We start from the raw sequence: 14,007 nt of genomic DNA on the forward strand, positions 1-14,007 counted from the left end.
CAAACGCAAAGTGTTGTGGTAAAAGGACTTACAATTGTCCCAAAGGTGGCTGACCTGACATTTGAGGCAGTTATCGGGCCGGGTTATATTGGAAATGCGCTTGTAACATCCACGTAACAAACATCCTCACATGAAAAAAATTTGCAGTGTCGTATTGTTGTGCGTCGCTCTGGTGGCTCAAGCGGCGTTGGTGGGGCCGAATGGGTATCAGGAGAATTTTAGCACGCAGCCTGGGGCGGGGGATTGGAGCACCTACAGCATTGGGGGCAGTTCGACTTCCAGCGGGGTGAGCAATGATTTGGTGAATGCGGCGCAGGCGTTGAATGCGGCGGACATCAACGTGGCGTTGGGGGCTGATGGGGGCAATCCGCCGGGGGCGACGGGCAACGGGGTATGGTCGTCGAGCGGGGGGTATGTGCAGACGCGGCCGACGGGGAACAACGGGACGGTGTTGATGCTGCGGTTGCAGAATCAGAGCGGGTCGGCGGTGTCGCGGGTGAGTTTGACGTATGACTATATCAAGGCGACGGAGAGTGGGGAGCAGATACCGGGATTTTTGGTGTTGTACAGTACGAGTGGGCTGGCGGGGAATTGGGTGGTGGTGCCGGAGTTGAGTTTGGCGGGGCCGGGGCGGTTGAGTGCGAGTTGGGAGGTGAACTGGCCGGTGGGGGGTCAGTTGTATGTGATGTGGGTGGATGACAATGCGGACGGGATTACGGACGAGGGGAATCAGATAGACAACGTGGTGGTGAGTGTGGTGTCGGCGGTGCAGGTGCCGGCGGTGGTGACGCGGTCGCCGACGAACGTGGTGGTGGGGGAGTTGGGGCGGGTGGAGTTGGTGGGGGGAGCCAGTGGGAATCCGGCGCCTGGGTATCAGTGGTATCGGGAGGGGGAGGCGGTGGTGGGGGCGACGGGGGCGGTGTGGGTGGTGGAGGAGGTGCCGTTGAGCTGGAATGGGTCGCGGGTGTGGTTTGTGGCGCAGAACGTGGTGAGCAACGTGACGCAGTCGGCCACCAGTGCGGTGGCAGTGGTCACCGTGCGCGCCGATACCAATGCGCCCACGGTGGTGGACGCCTTCGCAGTGGGTGAAAACCGCGTGCAAGTGGTTTTTTCCGAGAAAGTTACGGCTGCCACTGCCACCGATTTGGCCAACTATGTGTTAACCAATGCCAGTGGCGCGATGGTCATCACCAATGCCGTCTTGGATGAATCTGGCGCGGCGGTGGTTTTGACCACCTCTTTGCCCTTGTTGGCCAATGCCTCGCATACTTTGAGGGTAAGCGGCGTAACCGATCGCTCTGCCGCCGCCAATGTGGTGGCGCCGGGCACCACGCGCACTTTCATCGCCTATTCCTATGTGCCGCTCAACGTGGGTAATCCCACCATCACCGGCAGGGTCGAAAATGTCTCTGGGGGGGTGAATTTGCTGGCCGGCGGCACCGGTACCGGCGGCACTACCGATCAGTTCTTTTTCTATTACCAGCAGCGCAGCGGCGATTTTGATGTGCAGGTGCGTGTCGCAAATGTCAGCCTGTCAGATTCCTGGGCCAAGGCCGGTATCATGGCCCGTGAAGCCTTGGGGAACAACGCCCGGTATGCCGCGGTTTGGGCCACGCCCAACATCACCGGCGTGTTTGGCGAATTCCGCACCACCGCCGGCTCTTCAGCAACTCTCACGCCGCCTTATCCGCCCAACTATCCCTATACTTGGCTGCGTTTAAAGCGAACGGGCACCACCTTTTTGACGTATGTCGGCTATGACGGCAATACCTGGTACCCCTTGGGCTCCACCATCATTAGCATGCCCTCCACCATCTACATTGGCTATGCCGCCAGTGCCAGTGCTTCCAACGACGTTACGGTGGCGGAGCTGCGCAACTTGGGGGATGTGACCGGCGGCACGGTCACGCAGGACACCCCGCCCATCGAACCTCCCGGCCCCTCCAGCCGCCGGGGCGGGCTGGTCATCACCGAAATCATGTATAATCCCCGCGAAATGTCCGGCCAGAGCAACAGCTTGGAATTTGTGGAGATTCTCAATTCCAATCCCTACTTTGAGGACATTAGCAATTTCCGGTTGAGCGGGGACATCGAGTACAAATTCCCTCCCAACACCATCCTGCCGTCGGGGGGAATTATTGTGGTGGCCAAGTATCCCGAAGCTGTGCGTGCTTATTATGGGCTGACCAATGTTTTTGGGCCGTTCACCGGCAGCCTGCCAAATAATGGCGGCCGCGTGCGTTTGCGTACCGCGGGGGGCGGCGTCATGCAGCAGGTGGATTATCGTCCCCGCGAACCCTGGCCGCCGGCAGCGGATGGAACGGGCCATTCGCTGGTGCTGGCGCGGCCTTCTTATGGTTGCAATGACCCGCGCGCCTGGAGTGCCAGCGCCTTTGTAGATGGTTCGCCCGGGCGATTAGACCCCTTGGTGGTGGAACCGGTGGGCTCGGTGATGATTAATGAATTTCTGGCCAACACCGCCGGCGAAGACTATGTGGAGCTGTATAATTACAGCAATCAGGAGGTGGATATTTCAGGCCTGTGGATAACGGATAAACGGGGCATCATGTATGATTTGTCCATCACCAACCGGTTCCGCATCCCCGATGGCACCCGATTGGGACCGCGCGGCTTCATCGTTTTCACCCAAAGCCAGTTGGGCTTCGGCCTGGAAGCCAGCGGCGAATCCTTGTTGCTGGTCAATTCCAACCTCACGCGCGTAGTGGACTTTGTCCGCTTTGAGGGGCAACCCATCGAGATACCTTCGGGCCGTTATCCGGATGGTAATCCTTTGTTCAGTTTGCTTTCGGCCAAGACCCCCGGCACCAATAACGCTCCCTTGTTCATCCATGACATTGTCATCAATGAACTGATGTATAACCCCATTACGGAAGACAGCAATGATGAATACCTGGAGTTGTATAACAAGGGCACCCAGCCGGTGGATTTGAGCCGCTGGCGGTTTGTGGAGGGCATTGATTATGCCTTCCCGGTGGGGACCACGCTGGGGCCGGGCCAGTACTTGGTGGTGGCCAAGAATGTCACCAATTTGATTGCCAAATATCCTCAACTCAACACCGGCAACACCTACGGCAACTACGAGGGTTCCTTGGCCGATGGCGGTGAACGGATTGCTCTGGCCATGCCCGAATATCGTTACAGCACCAACACGCAGGGACAGGTAAGGACGAATATCGTGTACGTTACCATTGATGAGGTGACTTACATGGATGCCGGCCGGTGGGGCCAATGGTCGGATGGCCGGGGCAGCAGCCTGGAGTTGATTGACCCGCGCAGCGACAACCGCCTCTCCGGCAACTGGGCCGACAGCGATGAAACGCAAAAGGCGCCTTGGACCAATTATGTCCAAAACATTTACGCCGACCATGTTTATCCGCGGGGCACACCTGGCTCGGATTTGAACGAAATTCAGGTCATGATACTTGGCAAGGGAGAGTGTTTGATGGACGACGTGGCCGTGCGCGCCACTCCCACAGGCCCCAACACCGTTCTTAATCCCAATTTTAACTCGCTCAGCAGTTGGGTGATTCAAGGCAATCATGTGGCCTCGCGCCTTGAGCCCGCGGGGCCGGGGAATCCGAGCCAGAGCTTGCGCATTGTGGCCAGCGCCGGTGGCGACAATGGCGCCAACCGGGTGGAATGTGATTTGAATGCCACCTTGACCGCGAATACTTATATAACCCTGGAAGCCAAATTACGCTGGCTGCGCGGCCATCGCGATGTCCTGCTGCGCCTGCATGGCGGTGGCGTGGAAACGGTGGTCACCTTGCCCGTGCCTCCCAATTTGGGCACCCCGGGTCTGCCCAACAGCCAGATGGCGGCGAACAATGGGCCGGCGATTGTCGAGGTGAAACACACGCCGGTCATGCCTGCTGCCAACGTACCGGTGAAGGTGACGGCCCGGGTGCACGATCCGGATGGCATCGGCTCGGTCCAATTGCGGTACCGGCTTGACCCCAATACCACCCTGACTTTTGCGCCAATGTACGATGACGGCACAAATGGCGATGCCGTGCGTGGCGATGGCATATATACCGCCGTCCTCCCCGGCCAGGCCGCCGGCACTTTGGTGGCTTTCCATGTGGTGGCCACCGATGCCCACCCCAACCCGGCTTCCCGCACCTTCCCCGATGCCGGCCCGACGGTCAGCGAATGCCTGGTGCGGTTTGGGGATTTGGCGGTGCCGGGCAACCTGGGGGTTTATCGCATCTGGATGACCCAGACCAAGTACAACACCTGGGTGAACCGCGAGCGGCTGAGCAACGAGCCGCAGGAATGCACCTTTGTGTACGGCAATTTCCGCGCCATTTATGGAGCGGGCGCGCGCTACCGCGGCAGCCCCTTCACCCGCAACCCCGCCAATCCCCTGGTGACTGGAGCCAATTTTGTCTGGGTGTTGCCGGAGGATGACCCCTTGCTGGGCAGCGATGAATTGAACCTCGACTCCCTCGAGCCCTCCAGTCGCGATGCCACCCTGCTGCGCGAGCTGACGTCGTTCACCATGGTCGAACAGTTGGGCTTGCCGTTCAGCTACCAGCGCTTTGTGCATCCGGTCATCAATGGGACTCATTGCGGCAGTCCCGTTTATACGGACTCCCAACAGGTCAACCGCGATTACGTCCAAATGTGGTACCCGGATGCAGACGAGGGGGAAATCTTCAAGGTGGATGACTGGTTTGAATTTGATGACACCCCAGCCCGGCAATTGAACAAGTCGGCCAGTTTGCAAAACTTTACCACCATCAATGGCGAGAAAAAGAAGGCCCGCTATCGCTGGTGCTGGGAGAAGAAATTCAACGGCACGTTGAATGATGATTATTCGTCCCTTTACTGGGCTGTGGATGCCTTGAACGCGCCAGACAGCAGCTACGTCAATGCCGTGGAGAACGCCTTCGATATCGAGCAATGGCTCACCATGCTGGCTTTTCGCCATGTCGTCGGCGACTGGGACGGTTACGGTTACAACCGCGGCAAAAACCAGTTTGTCTATCTGCCCAATGGCGGCAAATGGAACATGCTGCTCTGGGATTTGGATTTCTCCCTGGGTTGCTCGGGGGGCCACGGGCCTTCGCAGGACTTGTTCACGGTGGCGATGGGTGGGGACACCGGCGAAAACCACATGCCGGAAGTCGCCCGCCTTTACAATCATAGTTATTTCCGGCGCATTTACCTGCGGGCCTTGCAGCGCTGTGCTGAGACAGTGTTGATGGACAGCGCCTACATGCCCAAACTGGATGCGCGCTATCAGGCCTTGTTGCGCAATGGCATTACGGGGATTACCTCACCCTATGTGGGCAGTGGCGCGCAGGGCATTTCCATCCCCGCATGGATTCAACAGCGCCGGGCCTACATATTGCAAAACGTGCCCCAGGCCACCTGGGCCGTTCAGGTGCCCGCAGTGCAGACCAACAGCCAGAATGTGGTCAATTTGACCGGCCTGGCGCCCGTGACGGTCAAATCCATTCGCGTCAATGGACAGTTGTACCCAGTTTCCTGGACCAACTTCACGCGTTGGGGGCTGACGCTGGCGGCCAAAGAGTCCGAAAACGTTTTTGTCCTGGAGGCGTGCGACTTGAACGACCAGCCCATTCCCGGGATGAAAGTCACCAATGTGGTTTATTATACCGGTTCCACCCCGGCGGCGGAAGGCACGGTCATGTTTAGTGAAATCATGTACAAGCCTACTGTGACCAATGCGGAGTATGTGGAAATCTTCAATGCCTCCACCGATTACGCCTTCGACCTTTCGTACTGGCGGGTGAATGGGCTGGACTATGAGTTTCCGTTGGGCACCATCATCCGTCCCCAGCAGCGCCTGGTGCTGGCCAAGGACCGCGCCGCCTTTGCGGCCGCCTATGGCACCACGGCCGCGGCGGCGGTGGTGGATACGTTTAATGGACGTCTGGACCCTGACGGCGAAACCCTGACCTTGCTGCGTCCTGTCGGCAATGAAATGGTGGTGGTGGACCGTATCCGCTACGAGCCAAGTTTGCCGTGGTCCTTGAAGGCGGCCGGGGGCGGGGCGGCATTGCAGTTGGTGGACGCGCGGCGGGACCACAGCCGGCCGTTGAACTGGGCGGACGGGCAGGGATGGAAGTTCAAGTATTTCAGTTTGTCCAACCGGGCCACGTTGAACTGGACGAATTTGTTTTTCCATTTCTCGAATGCAGGGGAGATATGGATTGACGATTTGCGGGTGGAGGAGGGAACCGAAGTCGGCGGGGGGACAAACTACGTGGTGAACGGGGATTTTGAGGCGCCGCTGGAGGGGACGTGGGTGAAGGGGACGATGACCCAGCCGACGGTGCGAGATGGGAGTGTGAGCCGGAGCGGGCAGTACAGTTTGCGGCTGGTGGCGACGGGGCGGGTGACGCAGGCGGCGCAGTCGTTGTCGCAGCCGTTGGTGTTGAAGACGGGGATGACGTACACGGTGAGTTTGTGGTATTTGCCGAGCGACAGTGTGAGCAATTTGACGGTGTATGTGACGGCGTTTGTGACCTCGAACTTTGTGGTGCACGCTTCGACGTATGGGCGGTCGCCGGGGTTGGGGAATCCGGTGGAGGGTTTGTTGCCGGAGCTGCCTGGGGTGTATTTGAACGAGGTGCAGGCGGAGAATGGGGCTGGGGGGGTGGACAACTATGGGGAGCGGGAGCCGTGGGTGGAGTTGTACAATGGGGGGAGCAATGCGGTGGATTTGACGGGGTGGTATTTGGCGAACCAGTACACGAACCTGGGGCAGTGGGCGTTTCCGGCGGGGACGGTGTTGGGGCCTGGGGAGTATCGGGTGGTGTGGTGCGATGGGCAGGAGGGGCAGAGTGCGGGGACGAATGTGCACACGAACTTCCGTTTGAGCGGGGGAGCGGGTTCGGTGGCGCTGGTGATGCCGGTGGACGGGGGGTTGAAGGTGCTGGATTATTTGAACTACACCAATCTGGCGCCGGACCAGAGTTATGGGGATTATCCCAACGGCCAGATGTTCTACCGCCGGGTGTTTGCGCAGGCCACCCCCGGCAGCGCCAACACGGCCAGCTCGGTGGTGGTGCAAACTGCGGAGGTGCGGGTCAATGAATGGATGGCCAGCAATACGCGCACGTTGCAGGAACCGCATGGGCTGGCGTTTGAGGACTGGTTTGAGCTGTATAATCCCGGCGACCAACCGGTGGATCTGGCGGGATATTATCTCACCGATGCTCCCAACGCGGCGCCGCAGCAATTTCGCATACCGCCGGGCTACATCATCCCGCCGCGGGGCTTCCTGCTGGTCTGGGCGGATAATGCGCCGCATCGGAACAGCACGAATTCACCGGAGCTGCATGTCAACTTTGCCTTGAGCCGCAATGGGGATGACATTGCCTTGTTTGGGCCGGATGGCCAACTGGTGGATTTGGTCACGTTTGGCCCGCAGACGTCGGATGTGAGCCAGGGACGCTACCCGGATGGTACGACGTCCATTCAGACGCTCAGCAGCCCGACACCGGGGAGCTCGAATGTGGGCGGACAAGTCAGCCAGCCGCCGCGCTTCAATCTGGCGGATATGCGTATCAACGGCAGCCTGATAAGCCTGGGCTTCCAAACCACGGTGGGCAAGCGTTATCAAGTGCAGTACAAGAATCAGTTGAGTGACCCGACCTGGCTTAACTTCGGCACGCCACAAACCGCCACGGGCGCCACGCTGACCGTGCAGGATAACATCCTGACGCAACCCAGCCGATTCTACCGCGTGATTGAAGTGCCTTGAGCCAGCCCATATAAAGGGATGGTCATTGCCATGGGGCGTGTCTCAACGAATCCGGCGGGACGGACACGCCCTGCCTATTACGCCCATGCGGGAGCAAGCCATGAACAGTACGGACCGGCGATTATTGCGACTGGCGGCCGAGGACAACGTCCTGACGGCCATTACCCGCCTGCCGGCGGGCGAGGAGTTGTGGATTGACGGCGAAAAGGTCCGGCTGGCGGCCACGGTGCCGCTGGGTTTCAAGGTGGCGGCGCGCTTCATCAGGCAAGGCGAAAAAATCATCAAATACGGCGTGCCGATTGGTTCGGCGGTGCGGGATATGGCTCGCGGTGAAGTCGTGCATACGCACAACTTGAAAAGCGACTATCTGCCCACCTACACCTGGGAGCAGCAAGCCGCATATTTTTCCCATTCCCAATAACATGATGCAAGGTTATCTGCGCTCCGATGGACGCAAGGGCATCCGCAATGTGCTGGTGGTGGCCTATCTGGTGGAATGCGCCCATCACGTGGCCCGAGAAGTGGTGCAGGCCTTTCGCGGCCAACCGGTGCATTTGATTGGCTTTCCGGGATGTTACCCCAATGACTATGCCTTCCGCATGATGCAGCGGTTGTGCACGCATCCCAATGTGGGCGGGGCGCTGCTGGTCTCGTTGGGATGTGAGAGCTTCAATCGCACGGAGCTGGCCCGGCACATTGCCGCCACCGGCCGGCCGGTGGAAACACTGGTCATTCAGGAAAACGGCGGCACGCTGCGCAGCATCCGGGAAGGATGTCAGTGGGTGGAAAAAGCGCTGGGGCAGATGGCGGAGGCGCCCCGGGTTGGCATGGAGGCGCGCGAGCTGGTGGTGGGCACGATTTGCGGCGGCTCGGATGCCACCAGCGGCATTACGGCCAATCCTGCAGCGGGCCGGGCGTTTGATTTGCTGGTGGAGCAGGGAGCGGCCGCCATTTTCGAGGAGACCGGCGAACTCATCGGCTGCGAGCATATCATGGCGGCGCGCGCGGCGCGCCCGGAATTGGCGCCGGAGATTGTCGCCTGTGTGAACAAGGCTGCGCGGCATTACGCCACTTTGGGACATGGCAGTTTTGCCCCTGGCAATGCCGAAGGCGGGCTGACCACCCAGGAGGAAAAAAGCATGGGCGCCTACAGCAAGAGCGGCCAATCACCCATCCAGGGCATTTTGAAACCAGGCGACCTGCCCCCCACGGGAGGACTTTATTTGTTGGACGTGGTGCCGGATGGCGAGGTGCGTTTCGGTTTTGCCAACATTTGCGACAATGCCGAAATTGCCGAACTGATGGCCTGCGGCGCGCATGTGACCTTGTTCACCACGGGGCGCGGCTCGGTGGTGGGGTCGGCCATTTCGCCGGTCATTAAAATCTGCGCCAACCCGGAGACCTACCGGCGGCTGGCCGAGGACATGGACATCAATGCCGGCCGCATTCTGGAAGGTGAAGCCACGCTGGAGGAAGTGGGGCGGGAAATTTACGAAAAGATATTGCGCACCGCCGCGGGGGAGCCTACTGCCAGCGAGCGGCTGGGGCATCAAGAATTCATCCTGACCTACAAGACTTTCGAGCCGGTGGGGCCGGCCTGCCTGCCTCGCGTTTGAGGGGCGGGGACGGTTTTTCAAAGAGGACGAATCCAGATGTTGCGAAATTTTACGGGGCAATCATGCCCGCCCAGCATGAGGGGGCCGCGACTGATTTTTTGGCGGTATTGGGGGATGATGCGATGGCCGGTTTCGCCGTGGATTTCTTCATTCAAATGCACCAGCACGCCATTGTGAAACATGGTCAGGCGGGCGGGTTTTACGAGTTTATCCCCTTCAAACACCGGCGCGGTAAAAATGATGTCGTAGGTCTGCCATTGGCCGGGGGGTCGGCAGACATTTACGCGCGGCGGGGTCTGCCCATAAATGGCCCCTGCCATGCCGTCGGGATATATTTTTTCGGTGTAAGAGTCGAAGATTTGAATTTCATAAAGTCCCATGAGCAGCACGCCATTGTTGCCGCGGTTATACCAGGGGAAACCCTCCGGCGGTGGCGCCATCCACTCCAGGTGAAGCTGGCAATCGCCAAAGCTGTCCTTGGTGACCAGGGCCTGGTTGCCCACGGCCACCAGACAGCCGTCTTCGATTTTATACAGGGGCTTTTGCCACTTGGATAAATCCGTGCCGTCAAACAACACAATGGCATCGGCGGGTGGTTTGGCGGGCAGCACGCTCTGGCCCGCGGTGCCGGGGTCCACCCGTTTGGGGTTGGGCCGGTCGGGGTCGTGCACATGAAAACCACACCAAGGCAAAATGGGGGTATCCTTGTAGCCGTACACGCCTGAGCCGTCCTTGGCTTTCACGAGTTCCGCCGCGCCCCACACCGAAAAATGGAGGGCGGTTATGGCACCAAAAATTACGAGGGCTTTCATGGGGATATTTTGAATGATATGACTCCGCGTCTCAATGCAAAAACCCGCGGAAAAGCAGGGTGCTGCCATCATGGGGAAAAACCGCGCCTCACCGGGAGAGGCGGGGGGATGGAAGCAGGGGAATGCAGGCGTGACAGAAGACAAAACCAGCGGCATGATAAGCGGCATGAAACCTCGGTGGATGTTGTGCGCTGGTGGTATTGCCGGCCTGGGAATGATTTTGGGGTTGCAGGCCTTTGATGGGCATCAGGTCAAGGAAGGGCCGCTGACGTTATCTATTGCGCCGGTCCCTTTGGTCACCAATTACCATCAACCTCAGCCGGTGCGGGTGATGGTGTCCAACGCCGCGCCGGAGCCGCTCACGGCCAAGTTGACCATGGGCGGCCTGGTGGACGAATGCCGGGCGGTGGGGCCGGCAACGTCCACGCTTGTGGTGCCGCCCTCAGAGGCGCGCGAAGCGGCCTTTTCGCTGGCCGTGGGTGAAGGCGCCTATTCGGCGTTGTATCCGGTGCGAATCAAGGCCGAGGCCAATGCGCAGGGCCGGCGTCTGGAGGCTGAGGCGGTGCGGATTTTTACCAATGATTTCACGCAATTGCCACGGGTCACGGCGCCGCCGGCGGCTCTGGTGGTCCCGGCGGCCGGGGCTGTGCCGCTCGTGCGCACCAAGCCGCATCGCGTCGTCTGGCAATATTTCGGCCAGCCTGCGGAATCGCTGCCGGCGGGTTGGACGGGCACGCATGAGCCCAGCGGCACGTCAGTGGGGCAGGGGGCGGCGCAGCGCGGTGAGTCGCGCGCTTCCTGGATGGTGCATCCGCCATGGCGCAAGCACGCGGGCACGGTGTGGATGGAATGGAAAGTGCGCTTGCCGCAGGCTGGGGCGCGTCTGGCATTTTATAATGCCATTCGTGACCACACGGCCACAGAACCGCCCAGCGATGGGGTGACCTTCCGGGTGTGGGTCAACGAAGAAGTGGTGTTTGAACGGCACAGCGACAGCAAGACGTGGGTATTGGGTGAGGTGGATTTAAGCCGTTATCGTGGACGGGAAATCGTGTTGCGGCTGGAGACGCATCCCGGCCCGAAGCAAAACACCACCTGCGACGCGGCCTATTGGGGGGACCCTGTAATCCTTGTCGGGATGGAGCCCAGACGGTTGAGCGCAGCGGAAAAAGCGCAGTTGCAGACGCAGGCGCGCGCCGCTCTGGCCTCGGGAAAAGCCGGGCGGGAGGCGATGGTTTATGAGTTGGGGGAGGGTTTGCGGGCGGCCGTGGTGTTGGGGCCTAACGGACTGGCTGATGCGGCGATTGCTTTTGGTAGTGGCGATGCCGCCGTGGTGTGGGAGGGCATGGCCATGCAGGTGCTGGATTTGCCCGTGGGCGGCTGGCCGGCGGGGGTGGTGGTGGAGCGGGTGAGCACCGCCGTTGCGCGAGGGCGGTGGCGGGTGACCCACCGCCTGCAGACGGTGGACGGGCCGGGGCAGTTGGTGGCGGAGGTGTGGGCTGAAGGGCCGGGTTTGCGCATCAAGATATCCTGTGACCGGCGCATCACCGATTTAACCACCGGCCCGGCGGATCGCACAGCGCGCCGGGTTTATTACGGGCACGGCTATTGCATTGAGGAGCCTCAGGCGTTTCGGGCGGGTGGTGGCGGGCATAATCTGGCCACCAGCCACGTGGGCCTGGACTTCGACAACGGACTGTCATTGCTGGTGGCTTCTGACGCTCCGGTGGATTATTTCGATGTCAATCCGGGGACGCGCACTTACGCCTTGCACACGCATCCGGACGCCATGTTCACCTTTGTGCCCGGCCGGCGCGGAGCGATGGATTGCGCGATACGATACCGCCCCTTGTATGACAAAAAACCGGCGCCGGCGGTGGCGTTGAAGGCGGGGCGGTTTGTGTTTGATTTGTGGGGCGGGCGATACGCGGAGAACACCGCTCGGCTGCAACGGTGTTTTGACTACGGCCTGACCAATTCCATGGTGATTATTCACGTGTGGCAGCGGTGGGGATACGATTATCGTTTGCCGGATATTTATCCGCCGCTGCCGACGCTGGGCACGCTGGAGGAACTGCAGGCACAAAGCCGTCTGTGCCGCGCGCGCGGCGTGCAATGGGGGCTGCACGACAACTACATTGACATTTACCCCGACTGCACGGATTTCAGTTATGAGAATGTGACGTTCACGGCGGAGGGCCAGCCGCGCAAGGCATGGTTGAATGAGGGGCGCAACGCGCAAAGTTATCAATTCCGCCCCGACCGAGTGATGCCTTTTTTGCGGCGCAACCTCCAGATGATTGCGCCGGCTCTGGAACCCAACACCTATTTTGTGGACGTCTGGACGTCCATCAACGCCTTTGATTACTTTGACCGGCACGGCCGGTTTCACTCCAAAACTGAGACCCTTCGCCATTGGGGCGAGGCCTTTAATTACATTCGCAAGGCCTGCGGTGGCGGGCCCACCACCAGCGAAGCCGGCAGTGACCAGCTCATTGGTTATCTGGATGGGGCGGATTGCCAATTTTTGCATCTCAGCGCCACGGGCGGGCCGTTCAACAACCGGGTGGCCTGCCGGGATTGGGCGCGGGTGCCGTGGTTTAATGCGGTGAATCATGCGCGGTTCAGCCTGCATGGGGTGGGGTATCCCGGGCGTTACGAAGGGGGGCGGGGGCGCTCCCTGCACGGCATTACCAGCGATGATTATCTCAGCGCGGAAATACTCACCGGTAACGACTTGATGATTGATTTGCGCAACACGGGGCGCGAAGCCATTCGCAAGTACTGGCTGGCGCAGGGATGGGTGGAAAGTGTGGCCCGGGATGAAATCCGGCAGGTGGAGTTTGTGGAGGGCAATCCACACCGGCTTCTCATTCACTGGGAGTCGGGGGGGCGGGTGTGGGTCAATCGGGGGACCAACGACTGGACGGTGGAGGGGCGGGTGCTGCCGCAGTTTGGGTATTATGCGGTGAAGGGGGCAGTGGAGTCGGCCATTGAGCGCGTGGACGGGCAAATTATCGAGCGTTCGCGCCGTCCGGGGGAATGGTATGTCAACGGGCGCGGATACCTGCCGGATGCGCCGCTGTTGATTCAACCGGTGTTTGCGGGTTTTCAGCCGGTGGGCGAGCGGCAATTCCGGCTGCAGGTTAAATGGAAGGCCCAGCAACCGGCCCCGCGCAACCTGACTGTGTTTTATCACTTCTCCCGTCCCGTGCCGGGCCGTTACAGTCCGGCAGAATTTAACGGGGGAGGAGTGCCGGCCACGCCCACCACTCAATGGCAGGGGGAGGTGGTGACTGATTTCACGGTGACGATTCCCGAGACCATGCAGCCGGGCGAATATGCGGCGTTGGTGGGGCTGTATAATGCCAGCGGGGAGGGGGGGCGCCGCTATACACTTCTGGGTGATGATGCTTCCGACCATCGTTATCGCGTGGGCAAACTGGTCATCAGCGGGAGCGGGGGAAAAATCACCGGCATGCGTTTTGAGCCGCCGGCGGAGGAGTATCAACCGAATCCACGGCTGCTGCCCAATCGGCGGGCGGTGGATTTTGGGGTGGCCCTTACCACGGGGGCGGTGAAGCTGGCACAGGTACAGGGGCGGCGGCTGGTGATTCCGTTGCCAGATGGCGAGGATTTTGACGTGGAGCTGCGTCCGCAACAATGCTGGGGGCCGCTGACGCGGCCCGTGCGGGTGTTGACTGTGGACCGGAAGGGGCAGCGCGGCGGGCAGGTGGCGGCCAAGGTGAGTAATGGCCGGGTGGAATTTCGCGTGCAGCGGGATGTTTTTGGGTATGAGCTGGTGGATGATTAAGCGCCG

Annotated in this window: 5 protein-coding genes; 4 read left to right on the forward strand and 1 reads right to left on the reverse strand. The window is 60.4% G+C overall.

The annotated features are described in order from the left end of the window. Window positions 1-130 precede the first annotated feature (130 nt). The 3 genes from NXS98_RS03370 to NXS98_RS03380 all read left to right on the forward strand — a co-directional run bounded on the left by NXS98_RS03370 (window position 131) and on the right by NXS98_RS03380 (window position 9,375). Window positions 131-7,759, forward strand: coding sequence for a lamin tail domain-containing protein (locus NXS98_RS03370; RefSeq protein WP_283847058.1), 7,629 nt, complete (start codon window positions 131-133; stop codon window positions 7,757-7,759). A gap of 100 nt (window positions 7,760-7,859) precedes the next feature. Further along, window positions 7,860-8,180, forward strand: a complete 321-nt coding sequence (locus tag NXS98_RS03375; RefSeq protein WP_283847059.1) for a UxaA family hydrolase — start codon at window positions 7,860-7,862, stop codon at window positions 8,178-8,180. Between the two features lies 1 nt (window position 8,181). Continuing rightward, window positions 8,182-9,375: a UxaA family hydrolase gene (locus NXS98_RS03380; RefSeq protein ID WP_283847060.1), complete on the forward strand. Its 1,194-nt coding sequence runs from the start codon at window positions 8,182-8,184 to the stop codon at window positions 9,373-9,375. Between the two features lie 17 nt (window positions 9,376-9,392). On the opposite strand, the gene NXS98_RS03385 is transcribed toward NXS98_RS03380, so the two are convergent. Further along, window positions 9,393-10,187: a 3-keto-disaccharide hydrolase gene (locus tag NXS98_RS03385; RefSeq protein ID WP_283847061.1), complete on the reverse strand. Its 795-nt coding sequence runs from the start codon at window positions 10,185-10,187 to the stop codon at window positions 9,393-9,395. 34 nt (window positions 10,188-10,221) lie between these two features. Here NXS98_RS03385 and NXS98_RS03390 point away from each other — a divergent pair, with 34 nt between their 5' ends. Next, window positions 10,222-14,001, forward strand: coding sequence for a hypothetical protein (locus NXS98_RS03390; RefSeq protein WP_283847062.1), 3,780 nt, complete (start codon window positions 10,222-10,224; stop codon window positions 13,999-14,001). Window positions 14,002-14,007 lie beyond the last annotated feature (6 nt).

The sequence above is a fragment of the Fontisphaera persica genome (genome assembly GCF_024832785.1).
Lineage (GTDB): Bacteria > Verrucomicrobiota > Verrucomicrobiia > Limisphaerales > Fontisphaeraceae > Fontisphaera > Fontisphaera persica.